The 15,361-nt window shown below is 48.0% G+C and carries 17 protein-coding genes and 1 other annotated feature; of the genes, 15 read left to right on the forward strand and 2 right to left on the reverse strand.

Annotated elements, in window-relative coordinates:
* Positions 1–2 precede the first annotated feature (2 nt).
* Positions 3–782 (reverse strand): HAD family hydrolase, encoded by a 780-nt coding sequence (locus AC2CGA_RS12685; RefSeq protein WP_182274772.1) that lies wholly within the window; start codon positions 780–782, stop codon positions 3–5.
* A gap of 186 nt (positions 783–968) precedes the next feature.
* On the opposite strand from AC2CGA_RS12685, the gene AC2CGA_RS12690 reads away from it, so the two are divergent.
* The 8 genes from AC2CGA_RS12690 to AC2CGA_RS12725 all read left to right on the forward strand — a co-directional run bounded on the left by AC2CGA_RS12690 (position 969) and on the right by AC2CGA_RS12725 (position 6,548).
* Entirely contained in the window at positions 969–2,750 is a 1,782-nt protein-coding gene (locus AC2CGA_RS12690; RefSeq protein WP_083058800.1) for a sensor histidine kinase, read from the forward strand.
* Positions 2,728–3,462, forward strand: a complete 735-nt coding sequence (locus tag AC2CGA_RS12695) for a LytR/AlgR family response regulator transcription factor (protein WP_014305554.1) — start codon at positions 2,728–2,730, stop codon at positions 3,460–3,462. Before AC2CGA_RS12690 ends, AC2CGA_RS12695 begins: the two co-directional genes overlap by 23 nt.
* A gap of 129 nt (positions 3,463–3,591) precedes the next feature.
* The gene (lrgA, locus tag AC2CGA_RS12700) at positions 3,592–4,032 is read left to right on the forward strand and encodes an antiholin-like murein hydrolase modulator LrgA (RefSeq protein ID WP_239819212.1); all 441 of its coding nucleotides are present in this window, start codon (positions 3,592–3,594) and stop codon (positions 4,030–4,032) included.
* A gap of 12 nt (positions 4,033–4,044) precedes the next feature.
* Positions 4,045–4,728, forward strand: coding sequence for an antiholin-like protein LrgB (gene lrgB / locus AC2CGA_RS12705; RefSeq protein ID WP_003152487.1), 684 nt, complete (start codon positions 4,045–4,047; stop codon positions 4,726–4,728).
* A 181-nt stretch (positions 4,729–4,909) separates the two neighbouring features.
* Positions 4,910–5,040 (forward strand) — a sequence feature (ribosomal protein L20 leader region).
* A 58-nt stretch (positions 5,041–5,098) separates the two neighbouring features.
* Positions 5,099–5,620, forward strand: coding sequence for a translation initiation factor IF-3 (gene infC / locus AC2CGA_RS12710; RefSeq protein WP_071543361.1), 522 nt, complete (start codon positions 5,099–5,101; stop codon positions 5,618–5,620).
* 12 nt (positions 5,621–5,632) lie between these two features.
* Positions 5,633–5,833 carry a 50S ribosomal protein L35 gene (gene rpmI, locus AC2CGA_RS12715; protein ID WP_003152493.1) on the forward strand — a complete coding sequence of 67 codons (201 nt, stop codon included), beginning with the start codon at positions 5,633–5,635 and terminating at the stop codon, positions 5,831–5,833.
* Positions 5,834–5,864: 31 nt separating this feature from the next.
* On the forward strand, positions 5,865–6,224 hold the full coding sequence (rplT, locus tag AC2CGA_RS12720) for a 50S ribosomal protein L20 (RefSeq protein WP_003152495.1): 360 nt from the start codon (positions 5,865–5,867) through the stop codon (positions 6,222–6,224).
* A gap of 57 nt (positions 6,225–6,281) precedes the next feature.
* Positions 6,282–6,548, forward strand: coding sequence for a DUF1294 domain-containing protein (locus AC2CGA_RS12725; RefSeq protein ID WP_003152496.1), 267 nt, complete (start codon positions 6,282–6,284; stop codon positions 6,546–6,548).
* A gap of 13 nt (positions 6,549–6,561) precedes the next feature.
* Here AC2CGA_RS12725 and AC2CGA_RS12730 read toward each other — a convergent pair whose 3' ends face one another.
* Positions 6,562–6,954 (reverse strand): hypothetical protein, encoded by a 393-nt coding sequence (locus tag AC2CGA_RS12730; protein WP_014305553.1) that lies wholly within the window; start codon positions 6,952–6,954, stop codon positions 6,562–6,564.
* 183 nt (positions 6,955–7,137) lie between these two features.
* On the opposite strand from AC2CGA_RS12730, the gene AC2CGA_RS12735 reads away from it, so the two are divergent.
* The 7 genes from AC2CGA_RS12735 (at position 7,138) to AC2CGA_RS12765 (ending at position 15,343) form a co-directional block, all read left to right on the forward strand.
* On the forward strand, positions 7,138–8,223 hold the full coding sequence (locus AC2CGA_RS12735; RefSeq protein ID WP_484480209.1) for a M42 family metallopeptidase: 1,086 nt from the start codon (positions 7,138–7,140) through the stop codon (positions 8,221–8,223).
* 142 nt (positions 8,224–8,365) lie between these two features.
* On the forward strand, positions 8,366–9,331 hold the full coding sequence (gene abnA / locus AC2CGA_RS12740) for an arabinan endo-1,5-alpha-L-arabinosidase AbnA (RefSeq protein ID WP_003152504.1): 966 nt from the start codon (positions 8,366–8,368) through the stop codon (positions 9,329–9,331).
* A gap of 184 nt (positions 9,332–9,515) precedes the next feature.
* Complete coding sequence (gene araA / locus AC2CGA_RS12745; RefSeq protein ID WP_022552845.1) at positions 9,516–11,009, forward strand: L-arabinose isomerase; 1,494 nt, start codon at positions 9,516–9,518, stop codon at positions 11,007–11,009.
* Between the two features lies 1 nt (position 11,010).
* Complete coding sequence (araB, locus tag AC2CGA_RS12750; protein ID WP_044053513.1) at positions 11,011–12,696, forward strand: ribulokinase; 1,686 nt, start codon at positions 11,011–11,013, stop codon at positions 12,694–12,696.
* Positions 12,689–13,378, forward strand: a complete 690-nt coding sequence (araD, locus tag AC2CGA_RS12755; protein WP_003152509.1) for an L-ribulose-5-phosphate 4-epimerase — start codon at positions 12,689–12,691, stop codon at positions 13,376–13,378. The genes araB and araD overlap by 8 nt, the downstream gene beginning before the upstream one ends.
* Positions 13,356–14,162 (forward strand): sugar-phosphatase AraL, encoded by an 807-nt coding sequence (gene araL / locus AC2CGA_RS12760; RefSeq protein ID WP_395941149.1) that lies wholly within the window; start codon positions 13,356–13,358, stop codon positions 14,160–14,162. The genes araD and araL overlap by 23 nt, the downstream gene beginning before the upstream one ends.
* Positions 14,159–15,343: a sn-glycerol-1-phosphate dehydrogenase gene (locus AC2CGA_RS12765; protein WP_003152511.1), complete on the forward strand. Its 1,185-nt coding sequence runs from the start codon at positions 14,159–14,161 to the stop codon at positions 15,341–15,343. Before araL ends, AC2CGA_RS12765 begins: the two co-directional genes overlap by 4 nt.
* Positions 15,344–15,361 lie beyond the last annotated feature (18 nt).

The raw sequence follows: 15,361 nt of genomic DNA on the forward strand, positions 1-15,361 counted from the left end.
TGTTAATCTATAATCGCAAACAGCTCGTGAAGATCGCTGATCACGTAATCAGGCGCAATGTCCGTATCATTTTTCTTTTGTGTCCGGTTTATCCAGACTGTCGTAATGCCTGCCCGTTTCGCTCCCAATATATCAGTATTGAGGTTATCTCCGACCATAATGGCGTCTTCTTTTTTCAGGTTCAGGAGGCCGAGGCAATGTTCGAATATGGAGGCATCGGGTTTCCCTTTTCCGAAAGCGCCTGAGATGACGATTTCATTAAAATAAGGCGCGAGCTCAGGAACGCCGGCTAGTTTTTCTTTCTGCAGGCTGGGATCGCCGTTTGTCAGCAGAAGCAATTCATAAACACCTTTCAGCTTATCAAGCACCGCAAACGTTTCATCATACACATACGGGCGCTGTCTGCGTTCCGCCGCGAAAAACTCCGCCAAATATTCGCCGTAAGCCGCATCGTCTATACCGACGCTTTTTAAGCCGTTCGTCCAGGCGTTTCGTCTGTATTCCGGCGCAATCCGATTCAGCTGTTTAAATCCTTCGCTGACCGGCTCGGAAAAATTCGCCCATAATCCTTCAAACGGATTAATGCCGATCATGACCGTATAAGGATAGGTTTCGTATGACATATACAATTCCCGTGCCGCTTTCCGTACCGCCTCTTCAAATGTTTGCGGGTCAAGGCCATATTTTTTTTCCGCTTGTAAACATGTTTCCCTGAATGTTGTTCTGACGCTTTTTTCATCCCATAACAGTGTATCGTCCAAATCAAAAAATACGGCTTTCATGATCTTCTCCTCTTTGTTATATTCTGAAACTCTCTGCCGCAAGGCTCCCGTTTATTCTACAATAGATACATAGACTGTGAAAGATTTGTTTTCAGATGATTTGAAAAAAACAGGCAGGTTTGTGTCAGATTCTGTCTCAGGCTCTAAAACGTGATAAAATAAAATTTGAAAGAACAGGTGAAAAGTATGCTGCATTTGATCATCATGATGCTGGAAAGAGTCGGAATTATCGTCATATTGGGATTTGTTCTGGCTCATACCAGATTGTTCAGACAGGCGCTCCAGCAGCCTGAGAGCTATAAAGGCAAAGCGGTGCTGATTTCAATTTTCTCGCTGTTCAGTATCATCAGCAACTATACGGGAATAGAAATTCAGCGGAATACAATCATGAATAATGACTGGGTGTTTCAAATTAATCCGTCCGGTTCAATTGCCAATACAAGAATTATGGGCGTTGAAATCGGCGGACTCTTAGGCGGTCCGTATGTGGGGATCGGCGTCGGCATACTGGCCGGCCTGCATCGTTTATCACTCGGCGGCGCGACCGCAGTCAGCTGTGCCGTCTCATCCGTTTTAGCGGGCATTTTGTCCGGCTGGATCGGACGGTATTTCAGAAAACGCTACAGGATGCCGACACCGCGGGTGGCCGCGCTTGTCGGACTCGGAATGGAATCGCTGCAAATGCTGCTCATCCTCTTGATGGCCAAGCCGTTTTCTGATGCTTGGACGCTTGTGAGCATCATCGGCATCCCGATGATATTGGTAAACGGGTCAGGGACTTTTATTTTTCTTTCGATCATTCAGTCGATTATCCGGAAGGAAGAACGGGCGAGAGCCCTTGAAACCCACAGGGTGCTGATGATTGCCGATCAGACGCTTCCGTATTTCCGCCAGGGGCTGAATGAAAGCTCATGCAAAAGCGTCGCCGCCATCATTCACAGGCAAACAGGAACGGACGCGGTATCGCTTACGGATAACGAAAAGATTTTGGCGCACGTCGGCGCGGGTGCCGACCATCATATTCCGTCTGAAAGCCTGATTACCGGATTGTCAAAGCGCGTTATTAAAACGGGTCATATTATGAAAGCGACATCAAAGGAAGAAATTGAATGCACGCACGATCCCTGTCCGCTGCATGCGGCGATTGTATTGCCGCTGACGTCAAACGGCAAAACGATCGGGACGCTGAAAATGTACTTTAAAAGCCCGTCAGGTTTAAGCCGGGTTGAAGAAGAGCTTGCAGAAGGACTCGCCATGCTGTTTTCCACACAGCTTGAACTCGGCGAGGCGGAACTGCAGAGCAAATTGCTGAAAGACGCAGAAATAAAAGCGCTTCAAGCACAGGTCAATCCGCATTTTCTGTTTAATGCGATCAATACGATTTCTGCTCTTTGCCGTACGGATGTGGAAAAAACCCGAAAGCTTCTGCTGCAGCTCAGCGTCTATTTCCGTTCCAATCTCCAGGGGGCAAGGCAGCTGCTCATCCCGCTTTCTAAAGAACTGAACCATCTGCAGGCGTATTTATCATTGGAGCAGGCCCGTTTTCCCGGGAAATATAAAATCAGTCTTGAAATCGAACGCGGTTTGGAGGACATCGAAATTCCACCTTTTGTGCTGCAGATTCTCGTCGAAAATGCGCTTCGCCATGCATTTTCAAGAAAGCAGGACAGCTGTGCCGTCAATGTGAGCGTGGTATCCGCCGGTCAGTCGGTTTTAATGCGGGTTGGAGATAACGGGCGGGGAATTGATCCGGAATTGCTGTCCGTGCTCGGAAACCGTCCGCTCCCGTCTAAAGAAGGGACGGGAACCGCGCTTTACAATTTAAATCAGCGGCTGATCGGGCTGTTCGGCCCCAAGGCAGCCCTGCGATTGGAAAGTGAGACCGGCAAAGGTACGGACGTATCATTTGAACTGCCTTTGAAACTGATGACTAAAGGAGAAGAACATGCTGAAGGTGTTAATCGTTGATGATGAAATGCTGGCAAGAGATGAATTAGCTTATTTGCTGAAACGGACGAATGAAGTAAGTGACATAAACGAAGCTGAAAATATTGAATCCGCTTTTGACAGTATGATGGATCAAAAACCGGATCTGCTGTTTTTGGACGTTGATTTGTCAGGAGAAAACGGATTTGATATTGCCAAACGGCTGAAAAACATGAAAAATCCGCCGGCCGTCGTTTTTGCGACGGCGTATGACCAATTTGCTTTAAAAGCTTTTGAAGTCGACGCACTCGATTATTTAACGAAGCCTTTTGATGAAGAAAGAGTGCGCCAGACGATCAGAAAGTTTAAAAGAGTGAAGCAGGACAGGGCAGGAGCCGTCTCGGAGCAGCCGTCCGCAGCCGGAGCGCATAAACTGGCTGTATCAGCCGGTGAATCTATAGTCATTTTAGATACGAAGGACATTATTTACGCCGGCATGGAGGACGGACACGTTTCCGTCAAAACGTTTGCCGCGTCTTATTCCGTTCATGAAACTTTGGCGGTCATTGAGAAAAAACTGCCTGATACGGGTTTCTTGAGAGTGCACCGCGCGTTCATTGTGAATACGGAGCATATTACGGAAATTCATCCGTGGTTTAATTCGACTTACAATCTGATCTTAAAAGACGGCTCTAAAATTCCCGTCAGCCGTACATACGCAAAGGACTTAAAAAAGCTGCTTCATATTATATGAGGCGGCTTTTGCATTTCAGCAGCCGTTTTTTGCATTTCAGAATGAATATTCAGCCGTTTGTTATGAAAGCGCTTTAAAAATCGATTTCTCTTTTATAATGGACCTAACAAAGAGAAAGAGGTGAAGAAAATGAGTGCGAAAAAAGTGTACGGATTTCTGACACAAGCATTTATTTTTGCCGTAATTATGCTCATATCTAATGGGATTGCAGCGATTGTCCCCATTCCTATACCCGCTTCCGTAGTAGGTTTGGTGTTATTATTTGTCCTCTTATGCCTGAAAGTGATTAAGCTTGAACAAGTAGAAACGCTGGGAACATCATTAACGTCACTGATCGGATTTTTATTTGTCCCGTCGGGCATCTCCGTGATGAATTCACTTGGCGTCATGCAGCAGTACGGCGTGCAGATCGCAATCGTCATCTTACTCGCCACCATCATTCTGTTAGGGGCGACGGGCCTTTTTTCTCAGCTGATCTTGTCTGTCAGCCAAAAACGTCAGAAGGCTGCTCCGGCTGATAAACAAACGGTGCGCCGTTCCAATCAGGAAAACGAACTTGTGCAGCATTAGGAGGGAAAACGGATGAGTCCATATTTCGGTATTGTTGTTTCGCTTGCGGCCTTTGGCATCGGCACGTATTTATTTAAAAAAACGAGAGGCTTTTTCCTCTTCACCCCGCTGTTTGTCGCGATGGTGCTTGGAATTCTTTTTCTGAAGCTCGGCGGTTTTTCATATGAAGATTATAAAAGCGGAGGAGACATTATTAAATTCTTCCTGGAGCCCGCGACGATCGCTTTTGCCATCCCTTTATACAAACAGCGTGCCAAGCTGAAAAAATACTGGTGGCAGATCATGTCTTCCATCATTGTCGGCTCTATCTGCTCAGTCACGATTGTCTATTTGATCGCAAAAGGCATTCATCTTGACGCGGCCGTTATGAAAAGCATGCTTCCGCAGGCGGCGACAACGGCAATTGCCCTTCCGCTGTCAAAAGGGATCGGCGGCATCACCGACATCACCGCTTTCGCCGTTATTTTCAACGCCGTTATCGTCTATGCTCTTGGCGCTTTATTCTTAAAACTGTTTAAAGTAAAGCACCCAATCTCTAAGGGACTGGCTCTCGGCACATCCGGACACGCACTCGGTGTTGCGGTCGGCATTGAGATGGGGGAAGTAGAAGCGGCAATGGCAAGTATCGCGGTTGTCGTTGTAGGAGTGGTGACGGTGCTGGTCATTCCGGTATTCGTTCAGCTCATCGGAGGATAAACCCGGGTCATAGACCCGGGTTTTTTATTGTGTTGGCACGTCCGCGGGCGGCAAAGAACGAAATTTCACATTTTTCCTTGCGCTCACCCCGGCATCGTGTTAAAATGAAAAAGTTGATCCGGAGAAGTCATTCTTGACTAATGATCCGGTATTGTGTAGAATAGTTATTGAATTGAATATAAATCACAAGCAGAGGCACCCGCTTCTCACCTGATTGACACATTCATGTAGTTGGCAGGTTGACCGTACATTTTTATTTATGCAGATGTTCGTAGTGTGGGTGTGTTATCATGCCCGCACTTTTTGTTTGCCTGCAGAATGCAGTCAAAAAGCGTTGTGAATCAATTCGAAGAAACTATGGAGGTGGCTCATTATTAGCAAAGATCAATTGGTTAATGAGGGTATCCGTGCACGTGAAGTTCGTCTGATCGGACAAAATGGCGATCAGCTCGGCATCAAGTCCCGTCAGGAAGCACTTGAAATCGCCGGCCGCGCAAATCTTGACCTTGTGTTAGTTGCAGCAAATGCAAAACCGCCTGTCTGCCGCATCATGGACTACGGTAAGTTCCGATTCGAGCAGCAGAAAAAGGACAAAGAAGCACGCAAAAATCAAAAAATCATTAACTTAAAAGAAGTTAGATTAAGTCCGACGATCGATGAGCATGACTTTAACACGAAATTGCGCAATGCGATTAAATTCCTTGAAAAAGGCGATAAAGTGAAAGCTTCTATCCGCTTTAAAGGGCGCGCAATCACTCATAAAGAAATCGGCCAGCGCGTATTGGACCGTTTCTCTGAAGCATGTGCGGAAGTTGCGACAGTCGAAACAAAACCAAAAATGGACGGCCGCAGCATGTTCTTAATGCTCGCGCCGAAAAACGAAAAGCAATAAGGAGGAAATCCCATGCCAAAAATGAAAACTCACCGCGGATCTGCTAAACGTTTTAAAAAGACAGGTTCTGGGAAGTTAAAACGTTCTCATGCATACACAAGTCACTTATTCGCCAACAAATCCCAAAAGCAAAAGCGTAAGCTTCGCAAGGGTGCTATTGTGAGCGCAGGAGACTTCAAACGCATCAAACAACAGCTTGCCAACATCAAGTAATCGGACAAGGAACAATTAGGAGGGAAATCTAATGCCAAGAGTAAAAGGCGGAACTGTTACACGTAAGCGTCGTAAAAAGGTTCTTAAATTAGCAAAAGGTTATTTCGGTTCAAAACATACATTATACAAAGTAGCAAACCAGCAGGTCATGAAATCAGGAAACTATGCATTCCGTGACCGCCGTCAGAAAAAACGTGATTTCCGTAAGCTTTGGATTACTCGTATCAACGCTGCTGCACGTATGAACGGTCTTTCTTACAGCCGTTTAATGCACGGTCTTAAGCTTTCAGGCATCGAAGTAAACCGCAAAATGCTTGCTGATCTTGCTGTAAACGATCTTACTGCTTTCAATCAGCTTGCTGATGCTGCTAAAGCTCAGTTAGACAAGTAAGTTGAAAAAGCCGCTCTCTTTCCGGGAGCGGTTTTTTTACGTAAAGGGTGACAATCAATGGCTCTCTTCATTTACGCCGTATTGATAAACGGATACGGCTTTTGGATCATGGGCGCTGATAAAAGAAGAGCAAAGGCGCACAGGTGGAGAATATCAGAGAAACGAATATGGCTCACAGCCGCCATGTTCGGCTCACTCGGCGTATGGATCGGCATGCGCACCTTCAGGCATAAGACGAAGCACAAATCCTTTTTATACGGGGTGCCGCTGCTTTTTCTCACTGAAGCCGCCCTTGTGCTCATGTATTTGATGTATAAAAAATAAAAAGCAGGAGAGCTTATCGCTCGCCTGCTTTTTTCGCTTTTTTGATGGGCTGGTCCCAATCAATCTTGCAATTCGGATACCGCTCCAATACCTTTTTTTCGACTTCTTCAAAATCATCTGCAGAAAAGCGGTTCAGCTTTTCCGGATTTTCGGTCCATACAAATATTGTATGGATAAACAGCGGATGATCTTTGGAAGGGATATGCTTTTCTCCTTCAAAGAGCACTCCTTTATAAGTAAGCTGGAGATTTTTTCGCGTGTTTTTCTGTTCGTCAATAAAATAAAAATTCTCTTTTGATTGCGCCAGTCTGAGCCTTCTTTTCGGGTTTGCGTAAAATTTGACGCACATGTAAATAAAATAAATAAGAAGTGCAAGCAAGACAATCCTCAATACTGTAATGGCCATATGTGTGAAGGCACCTCCTCACCTTTGTCATGATCTGATGTAATACGAAAAACAAAACAAAAAGTTTCATTTTTTTAAAAGAAATAGATAAAAACATTTACCCGTTTTTCAGGCGAATTAATCGTATGCTTCAGCATTGGTTTTGTATAATAAGAAGGGTAGTGAAAAAAAGGAGGTTTATTGATGACAAAATTAGATGAAACGCTCACCATGCTGAAAGCGTTAACGGATGCAAAAGGGATACCGGGAAATGAGAGAGAAGTAAGACAAGTGATGAAATCATACATAGAACCATTTACCGATGATGTCACAACAGACCGGCTGGGAAGTTTAATCGCCAAAAAAACCGGCAAAGAAAACGGTCCGAAAATCATGATCTCAGGGCATTTAGACGAAGTCGGTTTTATGGTGACGCAAATCACTGATAAAGGCTTTCTCCGCTTTCAAACCGTCGGCGGCTGGTGGTCTCAGGTCATGCTGGCCCAGCGCGTCACCGTCGTGACAAAAAAAGGGGACATCACGGGGATCATCGGTTCGAAACCGCCTCACATTCTGCCTCCTGACGCCAGAAAAAAAGCCGCTGATATTAAAGAGATGTTCATCGATATCGGGGCGTCCAGCCGTGAAGAAGCAATGGAATGGGGCGTTCTTCCGGGTGATCAGATTGTGCCGTATTTTGAATTTACAGTGATGAACAATGAAAAGCATTTATTGGCGAAAGCGTGGGACAACCGTATCGGCTGTGCGATTGCCATCGATGTATTAAAAAATCTGAAAAACAGTGATCACCCGAATGAAGTATACGGGGTCGGAACGGTTCAAGAAGAAGTCGGGCTGCGCGGGGCGAAAACAGCGGCACATACGATCCAGCCTGATATCGCGTTCGGCGTGGATGTCGGAATTGCCGGAGATACACCGGGAATTTCTGAAAAAGAGGCGCAAAGCAAAATCGGCGAAGGGCCGCAAATTATTCTGTATGACGCGTCAATGGTATCTCACAAAGGGCTGCGCGACCTTGTCGTGAACACGGCGGAAGAAGCGGGAATTCCGTATCAATTCGATTCCATTGCCGGAGGGGGCACGGATTCAGGTTCCATTCATTTAACCGCAAACGGAGTGCCGGCGCTGTCCATTACGATCGCGACGCGCTACATTCACACTCATGCCGCTATTTTGCATCGGGATGATTATGAGAATACGGTAAAATTGATCACAGAAGTGATTAAAAAATTAGACCGGGAAACGGTTGACCGTATTACTTATCAATAAAGATACGGAAGAATCTGCTTTTTTAAGCAGATTCTTTTTTTTGTCTGTACAAATATGAGCCTTGCGTCTACAATAAGAAAAGACATAGAAAAATCTGACAACATGTTTTTGAAAGCGCTTTAAAAAAGGGGAGGATTTACAAATGAAAAACAGATTCAGACGCATGATCCGCTTTTCGTGCGCAGCCGTTACAGCCGGGCTGCTCATGATGTCTTCATCTCCGGCATCTGCCGCGTTTTGGGGGGCATCAAATGAATTGCTTCACGATCCGACAATGGCGAAGGAAGGAAACACGTGGTACGCTTTCGGAACCGGTTTGGAAGGGGAGAGGGGGCTTCGCGTCTTAAAGGCGGGCAGCGGCGGCGTATGGACCGTTCAGAAATCAATCTTTACTTCCCCGCTGTCATGGTGGGGCAATTATGTGCCGAATTACGGGCTGAATCAATGGGCCCCCGATGTTCAATATTTTAACGGAAAGTATTGGCTGTATTATGCCGTTTCTTCATTCGGCAAAAATACCTCCGCGATCGGTCTTGCATCATCTACAAGCCTCAGTTCGGGAAACTGGAAGGACGAAGGGCTTGTCATCCGTTCGACAAGCGCCAATAACTACAATGCAATTGATCCGGAGCTGACAATTGATAAAGACGGAAACCCTTGGCTTGCCTTCGGTTCTTTTTGGAGCGGCATTAAGCTGACAAAGCTTGATAAAAATACAATGAAACCGACGGGGTCACTTTATTCCATCGCTGCCAGACCGAATAACGGCGGAGCTTTGGAAGCGCCGGCCATCACCTACCAGAACGGCTACTATTACTTAATGGTGTCGTTTGATAAATGCTGTTCAGGCGTGAATAGTACGTACAAAATCGCTTATGGAAGATCCAAAAGCATCACCGGCCCATATCTCGATAAAAGCGGGAAAAGCATGTCTGAAGGCGGAGGGACGATTCTTGATTCCGGCAATGACCGCTGGAAAGGCCCGGGCGGTCAAGACATTGTGAACGGGAATATTTTAGTGCGTCATGCGTATGATGCCGAAAACAGCGGAATTCCGAAGATGCTCATCAATGATATCGATTGGAGTTCAGGCTGGCCTTCCTATTAATTGATCAGCCGGGCATGTGTGTCCGGCTTTTTTACTTGCAATAAAAGATTGACAGTTTGATTCCTCCTTAACTATAATAAAGTTGTTCGTACAAATAAAAGAATAAAAGTTTTATTATTTATATTCGTACGTATATTTATTTAAAAATGCAAGCGCTTTATTTTGATGGGAAGGGGAAATGAATGTGCTTCAGAACAAAGAATATGAATTTTGGTTTGTAACGGGAAGCCAGCACTTATACGGAGAGGAAACGCTGCAGCTTGTCGATAAACACGCAAAGGGAATATGTGACGGTCTCAGCGGGGTGTCATCAAGATACAAGATCAGGCATAAACCGGTTGTCACGTCATCTGAAACGATCAGAGAGGTTTTGCGGGAAGCGCAGTATCAAGAAAACTGTGCCGGGGTCGTGACGTGGATGCATACATTTTCCCCTGCGAAAATGTGGATTGAAGGTCTTTCCGCTTTTCAAAAGCCGATGCTTCATCTGCATACCCAGTATCATCGCGACATCCCGTGGGAAACGATTGATATGGACTTTATGAACAGCAACCAATCCGCTCACGGAGACCGGGAGTACGGATATATCCAGTCAAGAATGGGGCAGACGAGAAAAGTCATCGCAGGCTATTGGGATGATGAGGAAGTCAAACATGACATTTCGCAATGGATGAACACGGCTGCCGCTTGGAATGAAAGCAGGAATATTAAAGTAGCCCGGTTCGGCGACAATATGCGGAATGTGGCGGTTACTGACGGAGACAAAGTCGGCGCCCACATTCAATTCGGCTGGCAGGTTGACGGGTACGGAATCGGAGATCTTACCGAGGTGATGAACAATGTCACCGACGCAGAAATTGAGGCGCTTTATGAGGAATACGACAAATTGTATGTCATCAGCGACGAAACGAAGCGGGATGAAGCAAAAGTTGCTTCCATTAAAGAACAGGCGAAAATTGAACTCGGATTAACGGCCTTTCTCGAACGGGGCGGATATACAGCGTTTTCGACCTCCTTTGAAGTTTTGCACGGAATGAAGCAGCTTCCGGGTCTTGCCGTTCAGCGTCTCATGGAAAAAGGGTACGGATTTGCCGGCGAAGGCGATTGGAAAACGGCTGCCCTTGTGCGAATGATGAAAATAATGGCGGACGGAGAACAAACCTCCTTCATGGAAGATTATACGTACCATTTTGAACCGGGTCGTGCGATGATTCTCGGATCACATATGCTTGAAGTATGTCCGACGATCGCCCTTGATCAGCCGAAAATCGAAGTCCACCCTCTCTCAATCGGAGGGAAGGAAGATCCGGCCCGGCTGGTTTTTAACGGAATCGGCGGTTCAGCCATCATCGCCAGCATCATTGATATCGGCGGGCGGTTCCGTCTCATTCTGAATGAAGCGGAAGGCAGGGAAATTGATCATGATATGCCGAATCTCCCTGTGGCGCGGGTGCTGTGGAAGCCGGAGCCATCGCTGAAAACAGCTGCGGAAGCGTGGATTTTGGCGGGAGGCGCCCACCATACCTGTATGTCCTTCCGGCTTACGGCTGAACAGATGCTTGACTGGGCTGAGATGGCAGGCATTGAAAGCATCTTTATTTCCCGCAATACTGAAATACATGAGCTGAAAAAAGAGCTGAAATGGAATGACGTATTATACCGGCTGGGAGGGAATTGATATGGCGTATACGATTGGTGTTGATTTCGGCACATTGTCCGGCCGGGCGGTGCTTGTCAATGTCCGCACGGGTGAAGAAATCGCGTCTGCGGTAAAAGAATACACTCATGCCGTCATCGACCGCACGCTGCCGAAGACGGGTGAAAAACTCCCTCGGGACTGGGCGCTTCAGCATCCTGCCGATTATATCGAAGTTCTGGAAACGGCGATTCCGAACCTGCTTGAGCAGGCGGGCGCTGATCCAAAAGACGTGATCGGCATAGGAATTGATTTTACCGCCTGCACGATTTTACCGATAGACGGCGCGGGGCAGCCGCTTTGTATGCTGCCGGAATTTGAACGGGAGCCCCACAGTTATGTGAAGCTGTGGAAGCATCATGCGGCTCAAAAACATGCAGACCGTTTGAACACGATTGCTGAAGACACAAAAGAAACATTCCTTAAAAGATACGGCGGTAAAATTTCTTCTGAATGGATGATCCCGAAAATCATGCAAATCGCGGAAGAAGCGCCGCATATATACAAGGCGGCAGATCGGATTGTGGAAGCGGCAGACTGGATCGTCTATCAATTGTGCGGTTCATTGAAGCGAAGCAACTGCACGGCCGGCTACAAAGCAATCTGGAATGAGGAGACGGGGTATCCGCCGGATCATTTTTTCGAAAAGCTCAACCCGTTAATGAAAACGATTACACAGGATAAATTAAGCGGCGCGATTTATTCAGTCGGGGAAAAAGCAGGAGGTTTGACCGAAAAAATGGCGGAGCTGACCGGGCTTCTGCCGGGGACGGCCGTTGCCGTCGCCAATGTCGACGCTCATGTGTCAGTGCCCGCGGTCGGTATTACAGAGCCGGGGAAAATGCTGATGATCATGGGAACGTCTACCTGCCATGTGCTGCTCGGCGAGGAAGAACATATCGTCCCCGGTATGTGCGGGGTCGTCAATAACGGCATTTTGCCCGGATATGCGGGATATGAAGCGGGGCAGTCCTGTGTCGGCGACCACTTTGAATGGTTCGTCAAAACGTGCGTTCCGAGAGACTATGAGAAGGAAGCTGAGGATAAACACATAGACATTCACGAGCTGCTCAGCAAAAAAGCAGCAGAACTTGTTCCCGGGGAAAGCGGCCTTCTCGCGCTTGACTGGTGGAACGGAAACCGGTCAACCTTGGTGGACGCCGATTTGACGGGCATGATGCTCGGCATGACGCTGCACACGAAGCCCGAAGAAATCTACAGGGCATTGATTGAAGCGACGGCGTTCGGAACAAGGATGATTATCGAAACGTTCCGGGAAAACGGCGTTCCGGTCGAAGAGCTTTACGCAGCCGGAGGAATCGCCGAAAAAAATCCGTTTGTCATGCAGATTTACGCAGACGTCACAAATATGGACATTCAATTATCCGGATCTCCGCAGGCACCTGCACTGGGCTCCGCGATTTTCGGAGCGCTCGCCGCGGGACGGGAAAACGGAGGATTCTCCAATATTGCTGAAGCATGCGCGCATATGGGGAAATTAAAAGACGGCTTTTATGCCCCGAACCGGGAAAGAGCTGAGATTTATGACAGCTTATATGCGGAATATAAAGAGCTCGTACACTACTTCGGTAAAGAAAACAATGTCATGAAACGCCTGAAAGCCATTAAAAACCGTGATTTTGCGAAAGGGGGGAGCCGCCATGCTTGAAGCGTTAAAAGAAGAAGTGCTCGCCGCCAATCTGAAGCTTGAGGAACATAACCTTGTCACGTTTACATGGGGGAATGTCAGCGGCATTGACAGAGAGAGCGGGAGAATCGTCATTAAACCGAGCGGTGTCGATTACAGTGAGCTGACCGCTGACAAACTGGTCGTCCTGAATGAGGACGGAGACATTTTGGAAGGCTCGCTGAAACCGTCTTCTGACACGCCGACCCATCTTTATCTGTATAAAGCGTTTCCGGCTATCGGCGGAATCGTTCATACTCACTCCCGCTGGGCGACGAGCTGGGCGCAGTCCGGAAGAGACATACCCGCTCTCGGAACGACTCACGCGGATTACTTTGAAAGCGCTATACCCTGCACGAGGGAAATGTATGAAGAAGAAATTGTGAAAGATTACGAGTATCATACAGGCAAAGTTATAGCCGAAACCTTTCAAAACGAACCGTATGAACAAAATCCGGGTGTCCTCGTCCACAGCCACGGCCCGTTCTGCTGGGGAACGGACGCGCTGAATGCCCTGCATAACGCCGTTGTGCTCGAAACGGTAGCGGAAATGGCCTACCATTCGCTTATGCTGAACAAACAGCTCAGTCCGATCGACAGAGTGCTGCATGATAAGCATTTTTACAGAAAACACGGGGCGAATGCTTATTATGGCCAAACTTGACGCAGCCGGATTTCTGATTGATTTAGACGGAACCGTATTCAGGGGGCGGGAGCTGATTGACGGCGCAAAAGAAGCCGTTCATACCCTTCAGTCACTGGGCAAAGCCGTTGTCTTTTTAAGCAACCGCGGCAATCTATCAAGAGCAATGTGCCGAAAGAAACTGCTGGGTGCCGGTATCCGCACGGATGAACGGAGCATCGTGCTGTCCTCCAGTGTGACGGCATCATTTTTAAAGAAGCATTATCCTTTGTCAAAGGTCTGGGTGTTAGGAGAGAAAGGGCTGACTGATGAACTCGTTTTAGCGGGTGTCGTCCTGGCGCAAAACCCGCAGGCGGCAGACTGGCTTGTCATCTCCCTGCATGAAACCGTCACCTATAAGGATCTGAATCTCGCTTTTAAGGCGGCTTCCTCCGGCGCGCGCATCATCGCCACGAACAAAGACCGCTCCTTTCCGAATGAAGGCGGTCATGCCATGGATGTCGCGGGAATGATCGGGGCCATTGAAGCATCCGCCGGAGCAAAAACGGAGCTTGTCATCGGCAAACCGTCTTGGCTGATGGCTGAGGCTGCATGTGAAGCGCTCGGACTTCCCCCTGAGGAATGCGCCATAATCGGAGACAGCCTCGAATCTGATATCGCAATGGGCAGGCTGTACGGAATGAAAAGCATATTGGTTCTGACGGGGTCGGCCAGACTTGGGGAGCCCCGTCTATATGAACCTGACATCGTCCTTGATTCTATTAAAGACCTGACAGAATTAGCGAAGGAGGGAATCCTTTTATGAAACGTTCTCCTGAGGACATTCAATCCGAGTTTGACAAGGAAGGGGCCAGCCGCTCACCGATTCAAATAGAAGATATCGTGATCGGGGCGAATGCAAAAGAAGAGCTTCTCAGATTTCTGCAAAAAAAATGCTGGAATCATCCGGTCATCGTCTGTGACCGGAACACGTACGAGGCGGCGGGACGTCTGCTTGCGGACGAATTAAGGGCAGGCGGAATCAAAGCGTCAAAAGTCATCATTCCGGAGCATGAAGCCGGGGCCGCCGCGGCTGATGAGAGGACACTGGTCTATACGCTGATCAATCTCGCGGAAGAGACGGATGTTATCATAGCGGCCGGTTCAGGAACGATTCACGATATTACGCGGTTTGCCGCTTATCAGCGCGGATTGCCGTTTATCTCATTCCCCACCGCTCCGTCAGTCGATGGTTTTACATCGGCGGGAGCGCCGCTCATATTAAACGGAATCAAAACGACGATTCAAACGAAAGCGCCCATCGCCTTATTTGCCGATACGAATGTATTAAAAGAAGCGCCCCGTTCAATGACAGCCGCGGGCTTCGGAGACATGCTCGGGAAAATAACATCGCTGGCTGATTGGGAGATTTCCCGCAGGCTTGCGGGTGAGCCGTACTCAGAAGCCGGGGCGAAGCTTGTGAAAGACGCGCTTTGGCAGTGCATTGATCACCGCGCTGACATTGCCATGGGAACGGAGGCCGGCATTCAGATACTGATGGAAGCGCTGATCGTTTCGGGTCTTGTCATGCTTGCTCTTGACCACTCCCGCCCCGCCTCAGGAGGAGAGCATCACATCTCGCATTGGATTGAGATGGAAATGCTGAAGGCAAAACAGCCTCCGATTCTCCACGGTGCGAAGGTCGGCTGTGCGTGCGCGGTGCTGAGTGATATTTACAAAGAACTGGCTTGTCACGAAAAGCTTGCTGAACTGCCGCCGCACTTTCGCGAGGCGATTCAGTCCGCATATGAAGGGCTTCCCGACGGCAAAACAATTGCCGGGTGGCTCTCATCTGCGGGAGGTCCCGCCTGTTTCGATGAGATCGGTGTAAAAAAGGACCTTGTCAGCGATGCGCTTAAGCATGCGCACACACTGCGAGACCGTTATACCGGTTTAACCATCATAAATGAAAATGCAGCGCTCTTTGCACATCATTTGCATCAATAGCCGCACGGCCTAAAGTGG

It is taken from the genome of Bacillus sp. SYZHCR11 (assembly GCF_057196865.1).

Bases quoted from the DNA above. Each gene is read 5' to 3' on its own strand.
- AC2CGA_RS12690 (WP_083058800.1), top strand. From the start codon at position 969: ATGCTGCATTTGATCATCATGATGCTGGAAAGAGTCGGAATTATCGTC.
- lrgA (WP_239819212.1), top strand. From the start codon at position 3,592: ATGAGTGCGAAAAAAGTGTACGGATTTCTGACACAAGCATTTATTTTT.
- abnA (WP_003152504.1), top strand. From the start codon at position 8,366: ATGAAAAACAGATTCAGACGCATGATCCGCTTTTCGTGCGCAGCCGTT.
- AC2CGA_RS12725 (WP_003152496.1), top strand. From the start codon at position 6,282: ATGGCTCTCTTCATTTACGCCGTATTGATAAACGGATACGGCTTTTGG.
- araB (WP_044053513.1), top strand. From the start codon at position 11,011: ATGGCGTATACGATTGGTGTTGATTTCGGCACATTGTCCGGCCGGGCG.
- AC2CGA_RS12765 (WP_003152511.1), top strand. From the start codon at position 14,159: ATGAAACGTTCTCCTGAGGACATTCAATCCGAGTTTGACAAGGAAGGG.
- rpmI (WP_003152493.1), top strand. From the start codon at position 5,633: ATGCCAAAAATGAAAACTCACCGCGGATCTGCTAAACGTTTTAAAAAG.
- AC2CGA_RS12685 (WP_182274772.1), bottom strand. From the start codon at position 782: ATGAAAGCCGTATTTTTTGATTTGGACGATACACTGTTATGGGATGAA.
- AC2CGA_RS12730 (WP_014305553.1), bottom strand. From the start codon at position 6,954: ATGGCCATTACAGTATTGAGGATTGTCTTGCTTGCACTTCTTATTTAT.
- AC2CGA_RS12695 (WP_014305554.1), top strand. From the start codon at position 2,728: ATGCTGAAGGTGTTAATCGTTGATGATGAAATGCTGGCAAGAGATGAA.
- araL (WP_395941149.1), top strand. From the start codon at position 13,356: ATGCTTATTATGGCCAAACTTGACGCAGCCGGATTTCTGATTGATTTA.
- lrgB (WP_003152487.1), top strand. From the start codon at position 4,045: ATGAGTCCATATTTCGGTATTGTTGTTTCGCTTGCGGCCTTTGGCATC.
- AC2CGA_RS12735 (WP_484480209.1), top strand. From the start codon at position 7,138: ATGACAAAATTAGATGAAACGCTCACCATGCTGAAAGCGTTAACGGAT.
- rplT (WP_003152495.1), top strand. From the start codon at position 5,865: ATGCCAAGAGTAAAAGGCGGAACTGTTACACGTAAGCGTCGTAAAAAG.
- araD (WP_003152509.1), top strand. From the start codon at position 12,689: ATGCTTGAAGCGTTAAAAGAAGAAGTGCTCGCCGCCAATCTGAAGCTT.